Origin of the sequence: Streptomyces sp. MMCC 100, from assembly GCF_041538145.2 — a bacterium.
GTDB lineage: Bacteria > Actinomycetota > Actinomycetes > Streptomycetales > Streptomycetaceae > Streptomyces.
The window spans coordinates 2,835,208-2,856,759 of sequence record NZ_JBGORK020000001.1 but is presented as its reverse complement, the minus strand read 5'-3'; the positions used below and the strand labels follow the sequence as shown (position 1 = coordinate 2,856,759).

15 protein-coding genes and 1 pseudogene are annotated in these 21,552 nt (G+C 68.9%); 4 read left to right on the top strand and 12 right to left on the bottom strand.

Going from position 1 to position 21,552, the window contains the following annotated elements; genetic code table 11:
- Positions 1-57 precede the first annotated feature (57 nt).
- Positions 58-1,494, top strand: coding sequence for an NADP-dependent phosphogluconate dehydrogenase (gndA, locus tag ABS735_RS13150; RefSeq protein WP_373905883.1), 1,437 nt, complete (start codon positions 58-60; stop codon positions 1,492-1,494).
- 482 nt (positions 1,495-1,976) lie between these two features.
- Here gndA and ABS735_RS13145 read toward each other — a convergent pair whose 3' ends face one another.
- From ABS735_RS13145 to panD, 3 genes are read right to left on the bottom strand one after another with little or no spacing between them, the layout of a single operon-like run.
- Positions 1,977-2,678 (bottom strand): aspartate/glutamate racemase family protein, encoded by a 702-nt coding sequence (locus ABS735_RS13145; protein WP_373906213.1) that lies wholly within the window; start codon positions 2,676-2,678, stop codon positions 1,977-1,979.
- Positions 2,679-2,732: 54 nt separating this feature from the next.
- A complete protein-coding gene (locus ABS735_RS13140; protein WP_373905884.1) occupies positions 2,733-3,077 on the bottom strand; it encodes a GNAT family N-acetyltransferase in 345 nt (114 codons plus the stop codon).
- 49 nt (positions 3,078-3,126) lie between these two features.
- Positions 3,127-3,546: an aspartate 1-decarboxylase gene (gene panD, locus ABS735_RS13135; protein WP_373905885.1), complete on the bottom strand. Its 420-nt coding sequence runs from the start codon at positions 3,544-3,546 to the stop codon at positions 3,127-3,129.
- Positions 3,547-4,204: 658 nt separating this feature from the next.
- Between panD and ABS735_RS13130 the strand changes: the two genes are divergently transcribed.
- Positions 4,205-5,338 (top strand): SAVED domain-containing protein, encoded by a 1,134-nt coding sequence (locus ABS735_RS13130; RefSeq protein ID WP_373905886.1) that lies wholly within the window; start codon positions 4,205-4,207, stop codon positions 5,336-5,338.
- Between the two features lie 201 nt (positions 5,339-5,539).
- On the opposite strand, the gene ABS735_RS13125 is transcribed toward ABS735_RS13130, so the two are convergent.
- From ABS735_RS13125 to ABS735_RS13110, 4 genes are all read right to left on the bottom strand, one after another.
- Entirely contained in the window at positions 5,540-7,279 is a 1,740-nt protein-coding gene (locus ABS735_RS13125) for a ThiF family adenylyltransferase (protein WP_373905887.1), read from the bottom strand.
- A complete protein-coding gene (locus ABS735_RS13120) occupies positions 7,276-8,280 on the bottom strand; it encodes an SMODS domain-containing nucleotidyltransferase (RefSeq protein ID WP_373905888.1) in 1,005 nt (334 codons plus the stop codon). The genes ABS735_RS13125 and ABS735_RS13120 overlap by 4 nt, the downstream gene beginning before the upstream one ends.
- A gap of 646 nt (positions 8,281-8,926) precedes the next feature.
- A complete protein-coding gene (locus ABS735_RS13115) occupies positions 8,927-9,445 on the bottom strand; it encodes an ImmA/IrrE family metallo-endopeptidase (protein WP_263549473.1) in 519 nt (172 codons plus the stop codon).
- The gene (locus ABS735_RS13110) at positions 9,432-9,749 is read right to left on the bottom strand and encodes a helix-turn-helix domain-containing protein (RefSeq protein ID WP_263549472.1); all 318 of its coding nucleotides are present in this window, start codon (positions 9,747-9,749) and stop codon (positions 9,432-9,434) included. Before ABS735_RS13110 ends, ABS735_RS13115 begins: the two co-directional genes overlap by 14 nt.
- Before the next feature lie 1,033 nt (positions 9,750-10,782).
- Here ABS735_RS13110 and ABS735_RS13105 point away from each other — a divergent pair.
- Positions 10,783-12,171, top strand: a complete 1,389-nt coding sequence (locus ABS735_RS13105; RefSeq protein ID WP_373905889.1) for a hypothetical protein — start codon at positions 10,783-10,785, stop codon at positions 12,169-12,171.
- A gap of 435 nt (positions 12,172-12,606) precedes the next feature.
- Here ABS735_RS13105 and ABS735_RS13100 read toward each other — a convergent pair whose 3' ends face one another.
- From ABS735_RS13100 to ABS735_RS13085, 4 genes are all read right to left on the bottom strand, one after another.
- On the bottom strand, positions 12,607-13,266 hold the full coding sequence (locus ABS735_RS13100; RefSeq protein WP_373905890.1) for a nucleotidyl transferase AbiEii/AbiGii toxin family protein: 660 nt from the start codon (positions 13,264-13,266) through the stop codon (positions 12,607-12,609).
- The gene (locus ABS735_RS13095) at positions 13,263-13,625 is read right to left on the bottom strand and encodes a hypothetical protein (RefSeq protein WP_373905891.1); all 363 of its coding nucleotides are present in this window, start codon (positions 13,623-13,625) and stop codon (positions 13,263-13,265) included. The genes ABS735_RS13100 and ABS735_RS13095 overlap by 4 nt, the downstream gene beginning before the upstream one ends.
- 554 nt (positions 13,626-14,179) lie before the next feature.
- Positions 14,180-15,880 (bottom strand): subtype B tannase, encoded by a 1,701-nt coding sequence (locus ABS735_RS13090; protein WP_373905892.1) that lies wholly within the window; start codon positions 15,878-15,880, stop codon positions 14,180-14,182.
- Positions 15,881-16,154: 274 nt separating this feature from the next.
- Positions 16,155-18,848 (bottom strand): SpoIIE family protein phosphatase, encoded by a 2,694-nt coding sequence (locus ABS735_RS13085; protein WP_373906214.1) that lies wholly within the window; start codon positions 18,846-18,848, stop codon positions 16,155-16,157.
- Positions 18,849-19,316: 468 nt separating this feature from the next.
- Between ABS735_RS13085 and ABS735_RS13080 the strand changes: the two are divergent.
- Positions 19,317-20,204 (top strand): annotated as a pseudogene (locus ABS735_RS13080) (LysR family transcriptional regulator); the annotation flags it as partial.
- Here the strand turns inward: ABS735_RS13080 and ABS735_RS13075 are convergent.
- Positions 20,202-21,551: an MFS transporter gene (locus tag ABS735_RS13075; protein WP_373905893.1), complete on the bottom strand. Its 1,350-nt coding sequence runs from the start codon at positions 21,549-21,551 to the stop codon at positions 20,202-20,204. The pseudogene ABS735_RS13080 and the gene ABS735_RS13075 sit on opposite strands and share 3 nt — an antisense overlap.
- Position 21,552 lies beyond the last annotated feature (1 nt).

The following is a 21,552-nucleotide window of genomic DNA, read 5'->3' as shown; positions in this document are numbered from 1 at the left end:
CCAAGGCACCCCAGACACAAGGCACCACAGACACCAAGGTCACTAGGAGCCAACGCAATGAGCACTACAGCGCAGATCGGCGTCACGGGTCTCGCGGTCATGGGCCGCAACCTCGCCCGCAACTTCGCCCGCAACGGCTACACGGTCGCGGTGCACAACCGGACCGCGTCGCGCACGCACGCGCTGGTGGAGGAGTTCGGGAGCGAGGGCGACTTCGTCGCGACCGAGACCGCGAAGGAGTTCGTGGCAGCGCTGGAGCGGCCGCGCCGCCTGGTGATCATGGTGAAGGCCGGTGACCCGACCGACGCCGTGATCCGGGAGTTCGCCCCGCTGCTCGAGCCCGGCGACATGATCATCGACGGGGGCAACGCGCACTTCGCGGACACTCGGCGCCGGGAGCGAGAACTGCGCGAGCAGGGCATCCATTTCGTGGGCACCGGCATCTCGGGCGGCGAGGAGGGCGCGCTGCACGGCCCGAGCATCATGCCGGGCGGCTCGAAGGAGTCGTACGAGTCGCTGGGCCCGATGCTGGAGAAGATCTCGGCGAAGGCGGCGGACGAGGCGCCCTGCGTGACGCACGTGGGGCCCGACGGCGCCGGGCACTTCGTGAAGATGGTGCACAACGGCATCGAGTACGCCGATATGCAGCTGATCGGCGAGGCGTACCAGCTGCTGCGCGACGTCGCCGGGTACTCCCCCGCGCAGATCGCGGAGATCTTCCGCACCTGGAACACCGGCCGCCTGGACTCGTACCTGATCGAGATCACGGCGGAGGTGCTGTCGCACGTGGACGCGACGGGCAAGCCGTTCGTGGACGTGGTGGTCGACCAGGCGGAGCAGAAGGGCACCGGCCGCTGGACGGTGCAGATCGCCCTGGACCTGGGCGTGCCGGTGTCGGGCATCGCGGAGGCCGTCTTCGCCCGTTCCCTCTCCGGGCACGCGGCGCTGCGCGAGGCCTCGCGCGGCCTGGCGGGCCCGAAGGCGTCGCCGCTCGGCGAGTCGGAGGCGGCCGCCTTCGCCGACCGCGTCGAGCAGGCGCTGTACGCGTCGAAGATCGTGTCGTACACACAGGGCTTCCACGAGATCGCGGCCGGCAGTGAGGAGTACGGCTGGGACATCGACCTGGGCGCAGTATCCGCGATCTGGCGCGGCGGCTGCATCATCCGGGCGGCTTTCCTGGACCGCATCCGCGCCGCGTACGACGCCCGGCCCGACCTGCCGAGCCTGCTGTCGGACGAGACGTTCGCGCAGGAGATCGCCGCCGCGCAGGACGACTGGCGCGAGGTCCTGGTCGCCGCGACCCGGCAGGGCGTACCGACGCCGGGCTTCGCCGCCGCCCTCGCCTACTACGACGCCCTGCGCGCCGAGCGGCTCCCCGCCGCGCTGACCCAGGGGCAGCGGGACTTCTTCGGGGCGCACACGTACCGCAGGACGGACCGGGACGGCGCGTTCCACACGCTGTGGGGCGGGGACCGGTCGGAGGTCACCGCGTAGTCCCTCTCCCGGGGCCCGCCGCAGGCGCGTCCCGCCCGTCACTCAGGTGAGCGGTGGCCCCGGCTCGGGGCTGGGTACGGGCTCGGGCCCCGGCGGAATCGGAGACGGCGAGGGCCCGGGAGGCCCGGGAGGATCGGGCGGCGGCTGCGGGCCAGGGCCAGGAGGCGGAGGCGTCGGCTGCGGGCCGGGCCCCGGAGGCTGGGGGGTCGGCTGCGGACCGGGCCCCGGAGGCTGGGGTGTGGGTTCCGGACCGGGGCCCGGGGGCGGAGGCGGAGGGGTCGGCTCCGGGCCGGGGACCGGTGGCGTCGCCGGGTCCGGGTGCGGCTGTGGGGGCTCCGGGTCCGGGCCGGGCGTGGGACCCGGGGTGGGCCCGGGCGGGACGGGATCCGGATAGGGGTTCGTCATGGCGCTGTCCTCCGGCCAGTCGGTCGACGTCGGCTCTCTGGACTTGTCCCCCGCCTACCCGAGGGCCGCCTCCCCACTCACCCGGCCGTACGAACCCCCGGGCCCGGGTGGCCCAGCGGGTGCAGCGGGTCCAAGCGACCCAGACGTGCCGCCACCGCCGCGGCGGCCAGTCCGGGCGCGGGGCTGGCCAGCACGGGAACGCGGGCCGTCGTCGTCTTCCCGGCAGACGCCATGGACGCCTGGGCCAGGACGATCACGTCCGCACCGGTCACGGAGTCGGCCGCCTCGGTCACCCGTCGCAGGTAGCCCTCGGTGTCGCCGGCCTCGAACCGCGGCCAGGCGTCGTCCACCAGCCGGGTCCGCGCCGTCACGGGGCGCCCCGTGCGCCGGGCCTCCTCCTCGATCAGGGCCGCCGTCGGAGCGAGGGTGCTCTCCAGGGCGGCGAGGACGAGCACACGCGGACCGATGGCCACCGCGGCGGCGGCCATCGGCCGGTCGACGCGCAGCACCGGTACTCCGAACCCGGCCCGGACCCCGGCTTCCTCGGCGACGCCGCCAATGGTGGAGCAGGTGCACAGCACGGCGCCCGCCCCTTCCGCCACCGCCCGCCCCAGCACGGCCGCGACGGCGTCGGCCACCGCATCGGGTCCTTCGCTCCGCGCCCGCTCCAGCAGCCCGGCGTCGACGTGATGCCGCAGTTCCAGCCCCGGATGCGCCGCGTCACGCAGCGAGTCGAAGACGGGAACGTGAACGGACGAGGTGTGCAGGAGCGCCAGCACGCGGGTCCCGTAGGCCTCTCTGCCGTCACCGTCGGATGCTGTCACCGTTGGGTGTCAGAACAGCCCGGGGTGCGCCACGAGCCACTCCTTCGCCGCGCGCAGCAGCTCCGGGTCGGCGGCGGGCGCCTCGTCCGGGTGCCGCTCGGCCCACTTCACGACGTACGGGCACAGCGGGGCGACCGTGACGCCCTCCCGCCGCGCGATCCCGTACAGCTCACGCGCCAGGGAACCGGCGATGCCCTGACCCTCGTGGGCCGGTTCGACGATCGTGTGGACGGGGACGAGGGCCCGCTCGGGAGCGTCGAGCACGAAGTACTCGATGCGGCCGACGACCTCTCCGGACGTGATCGCCTCCAGCCGTCCGGCCGCCCGGTCGTCACGGATCTCGATGTCACTCACGGCCACGCTCCTCGTCCCCGCGGGATCAGCAGGTCAGTACATCGGTACGTCAGGCCGACACGGCCTGAGGGCTGCGTTCCTGGTCCGAGCCCGGCACCGGCTCGGACGCGTCGGCACCCAGGGCGACGATACGGTTGTCGCCGTCCACGTGCACGACCCGGGGCCGCAACGACCGTGCCTCGGCGTCGGTGACCTGCGCGTAGCTGATGAGGATGACCAGGTCACCGGGGTGGACGAGGTGGGCCGCGGCCCCGTTGATCCCGATCACCCCGGATCCTCGCTCCCCCTCGATGACGTACGTCTCGAGCCGGGCCCCGTTGGTGATGTCCACGATGTGCACGAGCTCACCGGGCAGCAGATCGGCGGCGTCCAGCAGATCGGCGTCGACGGTCACCGAGCCGACGTAGTGCAGGTCGGCCTGGGTGACGGTGGCGCGGTGGATCTTGGACTTGAGAACAGTGCGCAGCACTTTGGACTCCTAGATGACGGCTCCCTGCCCACTTTCTGCAGGTCAAGGGCGGTATCACTCTACAATTGGCACGCGCCTGAGTCGAAGATTGTGAGGAACATCGCGTCACTTCGGTGAGCCGGCTCCCTGCCTGGGCTTCCGTACGAACCAGGCTGTTGTGGCTCGTCGATCACGCCCCTCCCCGAGCACTCTTCGCGGAACACGCCAGGACCGATGCTGACGAAACGCTGACTTACCTGACGGCATATCAGAAGCGTGAGGGCACGGCCACGAGGTGATCGGTGTCAGTGAGCGCCGCGGACGCGATGAGGACCGGCACCCCGGGGCTCGGTGAAGTCGAGGCGCAGCTAGCGTCCAACCGCCCGCATGACTTGCAGGTGCAGCAGGGACTGGATACGCCGGCAGCTCTGCTGAGGCTTTCGACGACGCCCACTACGGGCGCGTATCGGTCCGCCACGGACACGCCCTCGTGCGGAGCCGCACTTCCAGGGTACGCCGCGCTTTGTCAAATCCCCCTGGTGTCAGGGGAGGTGTCGTCTAGCGTCTGGTCTGTCGCGAAAGGATGGAGGCAGCGCTGATGAGCGGGAGCGATGGGAAACGGAGCCGTCTTTCATCCAAGGCGGTTCTCGCCGTGTGGGTGCGCAGTGGAGGCAGGTGCATGCTGTGCAACGCGTACCTGCTGGAGGGGGCGATGTCGGGACGGACGCTTCCTTTGGGGGAGGTTGCGCACATCGTTGGGCAGAGCACTGATCCGCGCTCGCCGCGCGGCGGGGATCTGTTGGAGAAGGCGTTGCGGGATGAGGCGGACAATCTGATGCTGCTGTGTGCCCAGCAACATATGGAGATCGATGCGAAGGCCGCGCTGGACGTCTTCACCGTCGAGTGGCTGCGCCGTGTGAAGCAGGAGCATGAGGACCGTGTCAGGCACTTGACCGCGTTGGGGCCGGAGAGGGCCACCACGGTGGTGCGGATGGTGGGGTCGGTACACGGAAATGCCGTTGAGCTGTCGCGGGAGACCGCTGCGGACGCTGTGACGGCAGGCCGCCGGTTTCCTTTGTATCTGGAGTCCTACTCCCGGCACGGTGTCGAGATAGATCTGCGGCACATTCCCGGCGAGCAGGCAGCCGCTGCCTGGGACGCGGAATCTGCCGCCGAGGCCAGCCGTCACTACTATGGGCAGGCGACCAAAGTCATCGATGACGTGGTCCGAAACCGGCTGCGACCAGGGATAGAGCGGGAATCCGTGCAGCATCTGAGCGTGTTCGGATTCGCGCGTCTGCCATTACTGGTCTATCTCGGGTCGCTCTTGGACGACACCGTGCCGACGCACATCTACCAACGCCACCGACACGAGCAGTCCTGGGTGTGGTCTGCCGAGAGCGGCCCGGTGACCGAGTTCGCCGCGCATGCGGTTCAGGCCGGGCAAGACCGGGACGAGGCTGTCGTCGTGATGAACATCTCCGGGATCATCGCGCCTTCGGAGGTTCCGCGGGACCTTTCGGCGCTGCGCCGCTACGAGATCAGCCCGATGGGCACGCAGGCCGGTCCGGACATACTGCGGTGCCGGGCGTCACTGCAACAGATGGAGGAAACGCTACGGACGCTTCTCGCGCGGCTGGAAAGGGAGGCTAAGTCGCTGCGCCGCCTGCATGTCCTGCCTGCCGTTCCCCTCTCCGCGGCTATCGCCCTGGGCCGTGCTCACCATCCACAGGTGCACCCGCAGCTCGTGATCTACGAGCGCTTGGCGGGCAGCTACGTGCCCACCTTGGAGGTGGGGCAGGTTCCCGGCTGACCTGCGCACGGCGGCCCGCCGTGCGGCGCCGTGCAGCGCCTTCTCATCAGGGCTTGGAGGTGTGTAGCCGCGGCCAGGTATGCCGAGTTCTGCCCGAGCGGCGCTGGGGGTGCGGGTCTTGCCGACGCCGGGCAGCCTCAAGGGGCTGGCGGCCCTGCCGGGGATGCAGGGCCGCAGGTCCAGAGACGCGGGGAGTGCTCCCTACTCGCTGTGAGGGATGAAGCGGTGTGCCGGGGCTGTCCCGGTGTGGGGCTGGGCGCACAGGTGGGTCCCGGATACAGGGTGGCGCATTTGGATGCCCAGCAGGGTGACCAGGGTGGCGGTGGTTGCCATCAGGTCGGCGGCGGAGCCGTGGAATGTGGGAGTGGAGCAGCCTCTTGTGGGGCGCAGTTCGTCGTCCGGAGAGGGTTCGGCCCACAATGCTTGGTACGCCTCAAGGTTCGGGGCGTTAAGGACGTGGCCGCCAGCGGTGTGATCGATGCTGGACAGGGGGGTGTGGGTGCCGGGGGCGGCGATGGTGAGGATTCCTAGGCTGGCGGTGAGGCTGTCCGTGGCGAGCTGGGCCAGGACGGCTTTGCGGTGGGGCTGCTGGGCAAGGAGGTCGAGGAAGCGTCCGGCGGTGATGCTGACGGTGGCGTCGATGATGAGGTCGGCTTGGTCCGCGGCGGTCAGGAGGGCGGGGTCGGGGGGCGGGGTGGCGATGTCGATGCGGATGTCGTCACGGATGGCCCGCAGGTGGGAGGCCAGTGCTGTCGCCTTGGTCATGCCGATGTGGTGTTCGGTGTAGTTCTGCCGCACCAGCAGGCCGCCGGTGACACGGCCGGGGTCGCTGAGGGTGAGATGTGAGGCGCCGGCCCGGGCCACCATCTCGGCTGCCCAGGAGCCGATGCCGCCGCAGCCCCAGATGTGGATGTGACAGTCCTGGAAGGCGCGGACGGGGCGGAGGGTGTCACGGCGGGTGGTGACTTCGACGCGTTCGTCGGAGAGGTAACACCATGCGATGGGGGCGTGGGCCAGGTCCTCGGGCAGGCTGCCCAGGCGGCTGGGGGTCGCGCGGCGTGCGAGGCGGCGCAGCGTGTCGCCGGCCTGGGGCGGCAGGCGGCCGGCGAGGAGGAAGGGGGACACTGCGGGTGTGGCGGGGTGTCGGACGGCGAGGACGAAGTACTGGGCGGTGCCTTCGGGGTTACGCAGGGCGCTGGCGGCGAGTGCGGTCAGCAGCGCCGGGGATGGGGCGTCGGCCGGTTGCGGGGTGTGGGCAGCGGCAGAGTGGGTGAGGGTGAGGAGTTCGGCAAAAGTGCTGCCCGCGCCCAGGGGCAGCGCGTCCGCTGGCAGGATCGGGGTGCGGTGGCTGTGGGAGTCTGCGGGGGCGCTGGTCAGGTCGAACCGGTCGGTGGTGCGCTGGGTGAGCCATGCCGTGGCCGACCGGTGGGAGACAGGTTCTCGTACGACGACGGTGGGAGTGCCCGGGGTGTGGTGCAGGACCCCGCCTACGGGGTGGTAGAGCGCCGTGGCGGGATCGAACCTGCCGGCTGCGGCGTCGGTGAGCCACTGCCACAGGCGGTTGATGACGGGGGCGATTCCGGCAGCGGGGTCCCATTCGCGGGCCGGGTCGAGGTAGAGGCACAGTCGATCACCCTGCAGGACGTGCGGGGTGCCGGCGAACCGAATGTGGGGGGTGCGCACCTGGGGCGGCATCATCGGGGTGGCGGGCAGAGTGAGGAGGAAGTCCTCACTCTCCTTGAGCTGCAGTCCTCCTGGAGCATGCGGCATGCCGCCGGTGCAGACACTGATGGGGATGGTGACCAGGCCGTCAGTGTCGGTACGGGGGCGGCCGGTGATGCGCAGGTCCGGCTCGTGCGCGGCCGCCAGCGCGGTGAGCTCCTCCAAGAGGCGACGCTGGGAGAGGCTGGGGCGGGCTGCGGGCGACTTGTGCTTGGTCATCCGGCACGTCCGGTGCGGGAGGTCGTGGTGATGAGCAGCGGGGTGGCGAACTTGGCCACCGTGGGTGTGGGGGAGGCGGCAGCACGCGGCTGGCTGGGGAAGGCGTCGCCGAACAGCTTGCGCCACAGCCGCACGCTGCGGTCGTAATCCGGCTCGTCGTAGGCTTCGCGGATCTCGCGGGCGTGGGCGTGGATTCGGGCCCGGAAATAGCTGTAGGTCGTCTGGTCCCAGCGGTGGTCGAAGGTGACGCCCGATCCGGAAGGGTCGGCGATGGAGGGCTTGCAGGGGCGCTCCTGCAGCCATAGGTCGAGGTCCTCGACGATGGTGAGCAAGGTAGTGGGCACGTCGCTGTAGCAGCCGGGGTCCATGAGCTTCTTGATCTCCTCGACGCGTTCGCCGAGCAGGGTGGTAAGGATGATGGAGCGAGTGCCGGTGAAGGAGCCGCGGTGGTTGCGCAGGTACTTCATCAGGCGGATGACCTTGCGCAGGTTGTTGTTCGCGATGCCGTCCTTCTTCTGCATCCAGGCGGTAAACCCGGCCGGGTTGGTCTGCTCCCAGGCGTTGGCGTCGCGGTTGACGATCACCTCGCGGCCGTCGGCCAGCTGAAGGTAGGGGACGATGTCGACGTGCATGGAGTTGGCGTAGCTGAGCTGCACGCAGCGGCACTTGCGGGTGTGAGGCATGGCGCCGTAGATGCTGTGACGGTGGAGCGCGGCGTAGACCTTGTCGATGTAGGTCTTGGGGCTGTCGGCCCACTCGGTGTTCTCCATGAGGTGGAGCATGAAGTCGGCGTCGAACTCGCTGTCGCCGACGGGGTTGATGATGGTGCGCTGTGCCCAGGAACCCTGAGGCTTCTTACCGCGGATGAGCGAGCCGAGTTCGGAGTCGGCCTTTAGGGCCTGGTAGATGGCCTCGACGCGTACGTCGAGGAGGGTGAGCTTGGCCTGGCTGAGGTTCACGGTGTTCTTGAGGAAGGCGTCGAAGTTCTTGCGGCACTGCATCGCGAGGAGTCCTTTCTGCGGCGAGCCGGCTTAGGGCTCAGGGTGACGAAATGGGTGTGCGGGCATGCCGACGGGAGACGTGACGGAATGGGGCATGAAGGGACCGCGAAGGCATGTGGGCTTGCCCGCGATGGGGCGCGGGGGTGCGCACATGTGCGTGCTTGCGCGAGGGGCCTGGAGTGGGCTCGCGGAGGGGGCCGGCCATGGCACTGGGCAGAGGGTCGGCCGATGCACAGCATCAGCGGATGGCCTTGGGTGACGGCTGACCATCGGGGGGGGAGCCGGTGCAGTCCGGACGACGATGCCAGCCATCGTGGCCAGGCACGCGTACTCGGTACTGCCCGGGGGTGGAATATCCCGTCAGCCTCACGCCGAGCAGGAGCCACCCGTTATGCACAGAGACCCGTCACTCTCTGCGGTAACAAGTACACCACGCGCAGCGACACTCACGCAATACCCTTTTTGAAGGTCAGTCTGGCTGACAACCCCTCACTGCGGGCCAGACAGTGGTTGGTTCGACTCCTGCCCCTCAGCCTTCGGCCTACCTGGGCAGGAGGGCCACGGTTCCCAATCGGGCGTGGCAGGCGGCGCCGGGAACGCGCAGCGCACGGCAGAGGGTCGGGCCGACGGCCGGGTACAGATGGTGTCAGTGAGCGGGACCGGAGACGATGCCGAGGTTCATCAGGCGGTAAGTCATGGCCACCTCACTCAACTGGAAACGCTTGGCCAGGACCCGCACGAGGTCGCCCGTCGTGCGGAAGCTAATGTGCTGTGCCGCCCGGCGGACCATGTCCTCCGGAGCCAGCAGCGCCGCAGCGAATCGGTTGGCGTCGACCTCCTCGCGGTCCGTGGCCATGCTCGAGACCGCGTTGCGGTAGTTCACGCGCGCGTCGGTGTCCAGAATAAGCGGGCGTCCTTCGTGCAGGCGCAGGTGCCCCAGTTCGTGCGCCACCGTGAAGCGCCGCCGTTCGAAGGGGTGCGCCTCGTTGACGCCGATGACGCAGGCTCCATCCTTGCGCAGGAGCATGCCAGAGACGTCGTCGTCCATGTGCTGCGGGACGACCAGGACGCCGAGGTGTTCGGCCAGGGCGAAGGGGTCGACTGGCGGGGCGTCAATCCGGAATTCCCGCAGCAGCCCGCGGGCCGCCAGGTCAGCCTTCGCCACGGGCACCCCTCCTCTTCGAGGCCTGCGCCCACACTGCGGCAACATCGGCGGCATGCCGCGCGGCAAGTCCGGACGCTTCGTTCAAGTGGAGCGAGGGAAGCAGGTCGGCAGGGTCCGCGTTGACCGCTGCGGCAATCAAAGCAAGCCGGTAAAGAGGTGGGGTCTGGGTTCCGGACTCGATGTTCGTGATCGAACCGCGCGTCAGCCCCGCCTGACGCCCTACGTACTCCTGCGTCACCCCGGCCCGTATCCGCGCCTCACGGATCAGCCGGGCAACGGTCTCGTTGAACTCCCGCTCGTCCACATATCCCCCAAGCGCTGCCAGTCTCACTGACAACCTAGTTCTCTGCCCTGCCCCCGACCAGCCCTGGGCGGTGACACGCTGACCGGTCCGGCCTGCTTCACCTGGCCGCCGGACGGCAAGGCTTGTCTGGGAATGGCGGGATGTCGTCAATCCACAGAAGGCGCACGGTACCTGCGGTGACAGGAGCACTGTCGAACGCCTACCGGGGCAGGGGTACAGCCATGCAGCGCGCCCGCGCACTTCTATCCCGCCGGGTGGTTCTGCGATGGCCAGCGCGCACCAAGATCCGGACCATTCCCGGACCAGCTCACGCCAGGAGGCCACACCGGCTGCCGTCTTGCCAGGTCAGCATGGGCACCCCGCTGTACTACCAGCGGGCGAGCAGGTCGAAGGTCAGTAAGGGGAAGCACGGCAGGACGCATGCTGACCATCTTGCTGACCTGAGAGGGGCATGTGATGCCAACTGACCTGCGGCGACGCCAAATAGTCAGACGGCTCGCTGCCTGCATTATGCAGGTCAAGGGCAGTCTCGACCTTACACCGGGACACGCCGGTCGAGGATTGTGAGGATTATTGCTCCGCTCGGACGGGATAGCTTCACGCCTGGGCTTTCGCGCCGCGCCGGCGCCTGTTCGGGCAATTGTCCGGGAGAGCTCAGCAACTCATGCTGACCGGATGCTGACTTGCCTGATGAGCCATCAAAGGTGCAGGAGACCACTCAACACACGGACGACGTGCGTCCACGCGCCGACCAGTCGGGCACCCGACATCGCTGTGGTTCGTGGGACACTGTTCCTTTTGGTCATCACCCGGTCGGCGCTCGACCGCACGGAAACCTGCTTGCTGCCTGCCGCCCGCCCGAGGCTCCTCGGCAGCGTGGACCTCGCGAGTGAGGCGGGGCCAAGGCGCTGACACCGGACCGCCCGGGCCAGAGTCCAGCTCACGCGCCCCTGCGCACTTGCGTGCGCCGCTCCTCCCTTCCGTACGGTCCAGCCGATGGCGAACCGCCCTCGCACACCGTGAAGGAGAGCTGTTGAAGCCGCCCGAGGAAGTGCTCCAGGACCTGACCCGGCCCTCGAACGTCTCCGTCCACTCCGACGACGCTCTCATCGGGAAGGTGAAGGCCGCCATCACGGCGGACGACGAGAAGCGGAAGGAAAACGAGGACGAGCCGCTCCGCCGGAAGCCCGCCATCGTCCCGATCCTGCCGACAGAGCTACCCCGGCAGTTCGAAGTGACCCTCTGGGACGTGCTCCACACCCTCGCCCGGGCCACTGCCCTGTCGTGGCGCGGTGCGGGCCGGGGGCTGGCGGAGCACTGGGGCGCACTCAAGTACACCCAGGCCCTGGCCGGCGGTCGTGACTCCTTCCTCGGCCTCACCGATGAAGGCCACCGCATCGCGGACCACTACAAGTCGCTGCAGTCCAGCGAACTCGGCATCGGCTTCGCGCTCACGCTTAGCGAGCACATGCTGCGCAGCCGTTTCCCCGACCATTCGGTGACGATCGCCCCCGCAGACACGACGTTACGCGCGGGCTGGGCCCTCACCAGCAGAGACAAGGGCGAGAAGGTGAAGTACCGGTATCGTCCCCAGTACTTCGCCGAGGTCTGGCGGCCGGGCGAGCCGTCCCTCGCCATCCCCCTCGCCTGCAAGGGCAACCACAGCGACTCCGCCACTTCCGCCGAGCAGCTGGCCTCCGCCTCGGCCCACGCTGAAGCGGTCCACATCGGCGCGTGGAACGAGACTCCCGGCCTGCTGTTCAGCACACAACTTCCGACGGACGGCGGCACGATGACCGTCTACGCCCTCCAAGCGCCGGGCAGTGGCGGTCGGCTGTCCCCGGCAGAGGGACGGGAAGCGAACCGGAACGCCCCGCCCCTCCAGGCGAACGTGATGCCGGACATCCATCCGCCGGCCGAGGGCCTGCTGGCACCGGAGACCGTACGGGGCTGCCACGTGCAGCCGAAGGACTACGCCTGGTTCCAGGAGTCCCTGGCCCACACCACCGCGGCGGGCCTCATGGCCTTCACCGGCTCCGGCCACGCCACCGCCCGCCACCTGACCGACCGACAGGGCCGCAAACGCTACACCGGTCTCGAACACGCGGCCAGCATGAGCGTCCAGGACGCCGCCCACACCCTCTTCGGCAACGAGTACGTCGGCACCGACCACGTCTTCCGCCTCAACGGCCCCCGCGTCGAGGCGTTCTCCGGTGTGGACGAGGGGGTCTTCCGACTCCTCGCCAGGGGCGACATCGAGCAGTACCGCGCCCTCGTCCACGCGACCCGCCATGTCCGCCCCCGCCTCACCATCGACGAGGACTGGGGCGGTCCGGTCTCAGTCCACGCCGACGGCTCTGTCTTTGCCCTGCGACTGTTGCCGGGGCAGAACGAGGAACCCTGCGCGTCGTCGGCTCGCTGACGCACCGCTGAGACGACAGTTCCGTCCAGACGGCCTCTGGGCGGACGACCAAACCACATGACGGCCAGCAGCGTGGGCCTCGACTCGCGGTGACGGTGTAGGCGCGGGCGATGCAGAGCATGGTCTTGCTCACCCGCCCCGAAGGACGGCAGCGGATCCAGCCGGAAGCCTTCCGACCAATTCTTCAAGGTGGCCGTTACCGAGTTCCACCGTTGAAGCCCGGACTGGACCTGGGAATGCGAGCGGGTGCAGTGTTTGACCGTTACCGCAGCCCGGTTTCGCCGTGAGTCCACTGCGGGGTATCGCGCGGCCGCCATGCACATCCGTCGTGCAGGGCAGCCACCCACCGTGGACGGCTCCGGGTGGGAACCTACTGGCTACACCGCATGCTCTCGCTGCAACGGCGGTGGAGGGGATGGACGCGATGACCGCCTCTCAGGCGTTCTCGTCGTGGATCCGCGCGCCCAGATCCTCCGCCCACTCCAGCGCCCACGCCTTGAGTTCTTCGATCTGCCGAGAGGTGAGCCCGTACGCGGTGTAGTCCTCATCCTCGTACCAGTCCGCGCCGATCAGCCGGTCCCGGAGGTCTTCGAGGCTGAACTCGTCGTGGGCGCGACGGCGGCCCAGGGATTCGAGGTCGGCGGTGGAGCGGTGGCGGGAGGCAGCCTGGACGTCGATGAGGTCGCGGACGGTGCCGCGGTCGGCGAGGGCCCGGACCTTGGTGCCGATCACGTCGTCGAGGGAAAGAACGGGGCCGTAGGGGGTATGGGCGGGCGGAGCCCAGAACGCCTCCTTGAGGACGTCGACCTCACACTCCTCGCCGGTGTCCGGATCGGTGACGAGGAACCGGCCGCTGAGCGCATCTGTCTGGACGTGCGTGGTCCGCCATCCGCGCGTGCTGAGCCCTGCTGTGAGTGAGGCGACGATCTCCTCCATCGGAGCGGAGTTCTCGGTGGCGACGTCGAGGTCACGGCTGAAGCGTTCGACCAGGCCGTGGGCCTGCACGGCGTATCCCCCGGTGAGGACCAGAGGGTAGGGGGAGCCGAGGTCGAGGATGTCGGCGAGGAGACGCTCGTGGAGCGGAGTGAGCTTCACGCGGCGGTCGTGTCGGCCGGAGCGGTGCGGAGCAGCTCGGGGAAGGCGTCCTCCCAGACCTCGCGGATGTAGGGGCTGATCAAGCGCCGCAGCACGGGCCACTGCTCGGTGAGCAGCCGGTGGTGCAGGAGGGTCACCAGGTCCTCTCGCAGTCCTTCGGCGAGGACGGTCCGGTAGAGCGTCATGCGGGACTTCGGACGGTCCAGGCTGTAGCTCGTCCGTCCGGACCAGACGATGTGGAGCGGCAGGTCCACGTTGCCCTCGACGGGGCCGGTCAGTTCCTGCAAGCGCTCGGGCAGTCGGCTGCGGTAGCGGTCCCGCAGCACCTCGGCGCGGGGGGCGGTGATCGTCGCGTCCATGCATCCAGTATCGCTGCTCGGAGGCGGCGGCATGGCGGATACGGGGGTCTCCTGTCGTACGTACGTACGTCGGGCGGGCGCCCGCCCTTCCCTCGGGCATCTCACCCAGTGGGCGCTTGGCGCATCATCGCCTACCCGTACAGGCCCACAGGTGGCGCGGCAACCGGCTGCCCTGCAGGCCCGGGACCAGCCCCGCTCGGGGCGCGGGTGATCATGACGCAGCAGGTCACGCGGAGGGCCGCCACGGCGGGTCCGGCTGCGGCCTGGTGGGAGTAAGAGACCTGTCGAGGTCAACCATCATGGCGGCCACCCGTCAGCAAGCTGGGACGCTCCCGCGCCTGATGCTGACCGTTTGCTGACCTCAGCGGGGTCATCAAGCCTCTGACCTGCAAAAACACCCAGATGCTAGATCTTGGACTTGAAGACTGTACGAAACATGAAGGAGCTCCAGTTTTGTCGGCTCCCTGCCTGCCGTGCAGGTCAAGGGCTGTGTCCGCAGCGTACCGGACGGGTCGCGACCGGCGTCTGGGCGTTGGCCGCCGCGGACCGCCGTCCTATCCCTTGTGCCGGGAGGCGAGCGGGTCGCCGGCCTTCTGCACGGCCCTGGCGATCCAGGCCATGGCTTCGGGCACGTCGTAGTTGCCGGCGTGCGGCTGGTTCCAGGCGAGCCGGTAGTCCAGGTCCTCGACCTGCGGGTCCGCGGCGAGCGCACGGTCGAGGTTGACCGAGACGGTGAACGCGGTGTCGCGGTCGCGGGTGCCGTGACGCACGTACCAGTTCGGGGCGGTGTCGGCACCGGTGCCGACGAAGTCCATCGGGTTGATCAGGTGGACCTGGTCGTCGACGGTGGTGCTCTTCTTCGCGGTGTACCGCTTCCAGGTCAGGCCGGTGTCGTCGAGGCCGCTGCCGTCGCCCGCGACGTCGTTGTGGTTCCAGCTGTACTCGGTGTAGTTGAGGTACTTCTGCGTCGGCGGGCCGAAGAGGTCGGTCTCGGTGCCGCTGGTGGTGTTTCCGTCGACGCCCACGGCGTCGAAGGCGGGGGTCGTCTTCAGGGTGGCCTGGGTGGCGACGAAGACGAGGTACTTCGTCATGTCGACGGAGCGCACCGTGCCGGTGGCGGTGTCGACGTCGATCCAGTCGTTGACGTACGACTTGGTGGTGGGCGTGCCCCCGGGGGCACCGGAGGTGATCTCAAAGGTGCCGCCCAGCGGCGGGATCGTGTGGGTGGGGTCCGCCTTCAGGTAGGTCTCGGCGGAGCGGACGACCTCCTTCTTGATGGTGTCGAGCAGGGTGGCGGTGGTGAGCCGGGAGCCATCGGGGTTGCGCAGTTCGAGGCTCCTCTCGTAGGCGGCGAACCGCTCCGCGATCGCGGCGGCGTCCTCGGGCGAGGGGTTCGAGCCGGTGGCGTCGCGGGTGCCCAGGACGCTGTACAGCCACTCGTAGGCGATGTCGGCGTTGCCGAGGTCGGTGATCGGGCAGTACGCGTTGACGGCGAAGACGTCGTCCCGCAGGGTGCTGCGGCCCTTGGCGTCGATGCCGGCGGCGCCGATCGCGGCGAGGTAGGGGTGGTACTCGGCGCTGTTGCCGGACGCGCCCAGGATGGACACCAGGGCGCCGCCGCCGCTGGTGCCGTTGACGACGATCCGCTCCGCGCTGCCGGGCATCGTGGCGTCGTTGAGGCGCAGGTAGCGTACGGCGGCCTTGGCGTCGGCCACCGCCGCCGGAGCCTTGCCCGGGGCCGAGCCGTCGGCGCCGACCAGGCCACGGCTGCGGTTGGCGACGTCGACGAAGACGTATCCCGCCTTCAGGGCGGCGCCGACGTTGCTCGTCGCGCTGTTGTAGGAGGCGCCCGCGCTGACGCTTGCCCGTATGTAACTCGCTTTCCAGCCGCTGTTGTTGACGGCGAAATAGATCGGTGCCCGCTGGTCGCCGAAGGCGCTTTCGGGGACGAAGACGTTCATGCTCTGGTAGCCGCAGGCGGTGTTGGGGATCGTGGTGGTGCCGCCGCCGGGCCCGCCGGGCTGCTGGGCCGCCGCAGCGACAGGGCTCGCGACGTAGCAGATCTCCTTGTACCAGCGCACGTTCACCGGCCGGCCGTCCACCACGACGGTGATCGTCGTGTACGCGGCCGAGTCGAAGTCCAGCGCGGCATCCTGCGGGTCGACGGCGTGACCGCGGCCGGCGGCGGGCGCCGCCCCGGCGACGGAGGTCGGCACCGCGACCGCCGCCAGCACCAGGGAGCCCGCGAGCGCCACGCTTCCGAGGAGGCGGCCTCGGAACGCGGGGCGTCCTGTGCCTGTACCCGCCGGGTGAGTGAACGCGTCCCGTCCGACGGACGCCGAGAGCCTCTGCATGGGTCTCCCCTCATCGAGCACCGAGTGCTTCGCCAAGGCCCCGGTCCGGGGCGTGACGCACGCTACAAGATTGTTGACAATATGCCCAGCAATCTCGCAGGCATTTTCCGACTGGCCGGTGCCGGGACGTTGACGGAGCCGTCGCAGCGCTCGAAGCACCGGGTCGGCTTCCTCCTCAGAGGACTTCGTCGCTCCACTGGTCCAGCAGGGCATCGGTCGCGTCCTCGCTGGGCTCCGCGGTGCCGTCGACCAGGGCCTGCTCGGACCAGATGACCTTTCCGCGGGGCAGGTAGCGCGTCCCCCAGCGCTGTGCGAGGCGGGCCACGAGGTACAGGCCCCGCCCGCCCTCGTCAGTGGTGGCCGCCCGGCGCAGATGCGGTGAGGTGCTGCTGCCGTCGGCGACCTCGCAGATCAGGGTCCGGTCGTACAGGAGGCGAAGGGTGACCGGCGGGCTCCCGTAGCGGATGGCATTGGTGACCAGCTCCGAGACGATCAGCTCCGTGACGTAGCTGATGTCGTCGAGCCCCCACGCTTGCAACTGCCGCCCGCACGCGGCACGGACCTGCGGCACGGCCGCAGCGTCGGGAGGGACCTCCCACTGAGCCATCTGATCCGGCGGGAGCATGCGGGTACGGGCCACCAGCAGCGCGACGTCGTCCCGGGGTTCGACGGGAAGCGCAGCGGCCATGACGGCCCGGCAGGTCTCCTCGGGGTCCTGGTCCGGATGGCCGGACAGCGCGTCGAGCAGCAGATCGAGGCCGAAGTCGATGTCGTGCCCGGGCCTCTCGAGCAAACCGTCGGTGTACAGCACCAGCCGGCTTCCCTCGGTGATCTGCAGCTCGGCGGTCTCGAAGGGTTCCGCGCCTCCCAGGCCCAGGGGCGGGGAGACGGGCACGTCGGGCAGGTGTACCGAACCGTCCGGGCGGACCAGCACCGGCCCCGGGTGCCCTGCCCGTACCATGCCGGCCCGGCCGGAGGCGGGATCGTAGATGGCGTACAGACAGGTGGCTCCGCTGACACTCTGGCCGCTGTCCTCGCCCACTTCGCTGTCGTCCATGCGGGTGACGAGTTCGTCCAGGTGGGCCATGAGTTCGTCGGGTGCCAGGTCGAGCGCCGACAGATTGTGCACCGCGGTGCGCAGCCGGCCCATGGTGGCTGCCGCGTGCAGCCCGTGGCCGACGACGTCACCGACCACCAGGGCCACGCGCGCGCCCGGCAGTGGAATGACGTCGAACCAGTCGCCGCCCACGCCCCCGGACTCCGTGGGCAGGTAGCGATGAGCCACCTCCACGAAACTGGAGGCAGGAAGGGAACCTGGGAGCAGACTGCGCTGGAGCGTCACGGCCATGGAGTGCTCACGGGTGTACCGGCGGGCGTTGTCGATGGCCACCGCAGCCCGGGTGGCCAGCTCCTGGGCCACTTCGAGGTCGTCCTCCTCGAAGGGCTCGGGCTTGTGCGCCCGCCAGAAGCCCGCGACGCCCAGGAGTACACCCCGAGCACACAGCGGGACCGTGATGAGCGAGTGGATTCCGTGCTCGACGATGCGCCGCCCACGCTCGACATCCCGGAAACCGAAGCCGGGCACGTGTCCGGGCACGTGCCCCACCACAGCGCGCAGGTCGGGATCGATCAGTCCCCGGCCGGTCTTCAGGTCACCCGCCCCGGACTCCGGCGGAACGAACACGACGCTTTCGCCCACGGGAGTGAACGGAGCGTCCTTGCGGATGCCGGCAGCGGCAACACGGCGAAGAGACCGTTCCGCACCGGTCGGTTCGTCACCCCGCAGTACCGGCTCTGCGAGGTCGACGGTCACGTAGTCGGTGAAGTCCGGTACGGCCGCCTCTGCCAGTTCTTCCGCGGTCCGTGTGACGTCCAGGGTGGTGCCGATGCCGATGCTCCCGCCGTACAGCACGTTCAGACGTTCCCGCGCTGCCTCCGCCCGGCCGGAAACTGCGCTGAGTTCTGTGGAGTCCCGCAGGGTCGCGACGCTCCCGGACGCACCGTCGTACCCGTCCAGGGGCCTTTGGTTCACTGCCAGCACCCGGCCCTCGGACAGGTGGACCTCATCGGTGGCCTCCCGCCCGGATGCCAGCAGATCGGAAATGGGCGGTGCAAGATGAAGCTCGCTCACCCGGTGGCCCTGGGCATCCGCAGGCAGGTCGAGCAACCGCTGCGCCTCCTCGTTCACCAGCAACAACCGGCGATCGGCGTCCACGATGGCGATGCCTTCCCGGGCCGCGTGCAGGACCGCGTCGTGATGTCTGTACATGCGCGTGATCTCGGCGGGACCCAGACCGTGGGTCTGGCGCAGCAGACGTCTGCTGACCACCACAGCACCGGCGGTGCCGACGATCACGGCGGCGGCGGTGACACCGAGCAGCGCGGGCAATTGCTTCATGGCTTCGGCGCTGATGCTCGTCACCCTGACACCGACGGCGACTCCGCCGATCACAGAACCGTCGGTGTCCCTGATGGGCATGAAGGTGCGCATCGCGGTGTGGCTCCCCGTCTCGTTGCGCCCCCTGACGGTGCGGCCTTCCCGCAGTGCTTGGAGGTCCTGAGTGACGGGGATGCGTTCGCCGATCAGGCTGGGGTCGGCCTGCGTGTAGCGGATTCCTTGCTTGTCGACGATGACGACGAAATCGAGATCGGCGGCCTCACGCACCTCTTCGGCCCGGGGCTGCAGTTCGGCGGTCGGATCGGGTGATTTCAGGGCGGTGACGATTCCCGGAGCGTGGGCGAAGACCTCCGCGGCGGCGAAGGACCGATCGGCTGCGGAACGGGTGGCCTCGCGTTGCACGGTCATCACCAGCAGTACGACGGCCACGACCGCAAGGAGCAGGACGATCGCGACCTGAAGTACGAACATCTGACCGACGACGCTGCGTGTACTCAGGAGCGATCCGAGACCGCTCCACCGTCCGGGCGGAGTCGGCTTCGTACGCCGAGTGCCGGCCGAATCTCGCAGCCGACTGAACGAGTGCACATCCACCCTTTTCACCTGCGCAGCAGGAATATGGATGAGAAGAGTAACGAGAGTTCGAGGAGTGATCGTCCCGCGACAAATACCCAGCGAAGATGCTATCCACATACCGGTGACCCCGCCATTCCTCCCCTCTCGTCCGCGCGACAACCCGAGGCGGCCGGCCACCCACGAACTCAGCTCTTCCCGCTTCTCCTGCTATCATCACTAAAACGATCTGGTTGTCCGGGCGGGACTGCGCCGCCGAGGCCGGTCGATCAGCCGGCGGCCCCATCAGGTCAAGGCAGCGATCATGTCGCCTGACCTCGCAAGACCCTCGTACGGCTCCGAGGCGAGGAGGAGGGGAGAAACCCCATGGACCGTCTCCTGCTGATGCGCACGTTCGTCACTGTCTCGCAGCTCGGCAGCTTCAGCGCGGCCGCCAGAGTTCTCAACTCCTCGGGTTCGCTCGTTTCGCGTCACGTCGCGGAACTGGAGCGGCAGATCGGTGTGCGACTCGTCAATCGCACGGCCCGCTCCGTGACTCTCACCGAACCAGGTGTGCGCTACTCGGATTTCGCCACTCGCATCCTCAAGGAGATAGAGGCAGAGGACGCCAGCATCGCGGATCTGCATGATCGGGCGGAAGGAAGCCTGAGCGTCATCTCCCCCAAGTGGATCGGAAGTCTTGACGTCGGCGACGCGATCGCCGCGTTTTCCGCCGCGCACCGCAAAATTGCCGTGCGCTTCGAGATGGGCGGCATGTCGGACCGAACCTACGACTTCCTGGACAGCGGCTTCGACGTCGCACTGCACACCCGGGACCTGCCGGATTCGGGCGTCCGGCTCAAGAAGATCACTTCCCTCCCGTTCGTCCTGTGCGCCTCCAAGGACTACATCGACCGGCACCGCTCGTTGGCACACCCGAACGACCTGGCTGCACATGACTGTCTCGTCCACGTGAACGAACCTGTCTGGCGACTGGGCCATGGCCCGGGGTCCACCCTGCACAAAATCCGCAACGTGGTGTTCTCCTCCAACTCCTACTCCGCCCTGCAGAAGGCGGCGATCCACGGTCGCGGCATTGCTCTGCTGCCGCTGCGGTCGGCCTGCGACGATCTGCTCGCCGGCAATCTTGAGATACTGCTCCCCGGCCACGCCGTCCCCGAACGCTCGCTGTACGCGATCTACGGCCCCGGACAGCCCGCGCCTCGCAAGGTCACCGTCTTTCTGGAATTCCTCAGCGAGTGGTTCAAAGGCTCACTTCACCAGGCCGCGGGCCCGCAGCCCCAGGTAGGTCAAGGATGTGGCGGCGACCACGCCGGACGAGGCGACGAAGACACTGCCGATGCCGGTGAGACCCGCCAGTCCGCCCAGCGCCACCGCGCCGAACGCTCTGGAGAGGTCCATGGCCATGAACAACGTGGCGTTCGACCGGCCCCGCCTCGTCCTGTCGGCGGACAGGACAGCGAGCGCGTTGATCCCGGGATGAGCCGTGCCCATGCCCCAGCCGTAGCAGGCGCCGGCGGCCATGAGCACCACCAGGTTCGGTGACCAGCCCACGAGCGCGAGAGCGACGGCGACCGACCCGATGCCCGGGGCGATGGTCCATGCCGTTCCGAAACGGCGCTGCATCCGACCGGTGCAGAGCCGGGCGGCCGCGAGCGTCACCGCGCTCGCGGTGAAGAAGGAACCGGGGTTGGAGATGCCGCGCCCGACCGTGTATGCCGCCATGAACGTGTTGATGGACGTCGGTCCCAGCATGAGGAAAAACATGATCATGGCAGGGCGCCACACGTTCCGCTCTATGACCCTGCTCCACCAGGGCTCCCGGGCTCGGACCGCCTCGGCCCCACTCGACGGGGGACCGCCCGTTTCCGGTTCTGTCCCGGCCGCGGCGGGTACAGCGCGGTCGTCCCTGCTCTGGCCGGCGCGCACCTGCGCCGCCACGCGCTTCAGCGGAATACGGAGGACCAGGTTCAGCGTGGCGAACCCAAAGACGAGAGCGAACACCGCGCTGTACCCGTAGGCGTTCTTCACCGCAAGGGCGAGCCAGGGAGCGAAGAGTTGGGCGACCGTCTGCTCCATGCCCAGGTAGCCGATTCCCTCCGCCATTCGGCTCTCCGGAATCAGATCCGTGGCGAGCGTCATCACGGCCGTGCCGTTGAAGCTGAAGCCCAGCCCCTGTATCACACGAACCGCCAGCAGCATCCACACGGGCATCGCGAGCGCGTACAGGCCGGTCGCGACGCAGAACAGCAGGGAACCGAACACCATCACGGCGAAGCGGCCACGGGTGTCCACGAGTCTTCCGGACAAGGGCCGCACGACCATCGCCGCCATCATGTAGACCGTCGTGGTCAGCCCGGCCACCGTGGTGGAGGCGCCGTGCTCGAGGACGTAGAGCGGCACGAGTGTGATGAGCATGTTCGTGCAGATGCGCAGCAGTCCGTTGGACGTCATCAAACCGATGAAGGGAAGCGTGAAGATCGGTTCCTTCGGCTTCTCCGCCCTCGCGGCATGCGTATCTGCTCGGCTCTGCGCGTCCGTCACTTGAGTTCCGTGCCTCCGTCCTGTGTTTCGCAGCCGCGGGTGGGCCACGCCCCGCATC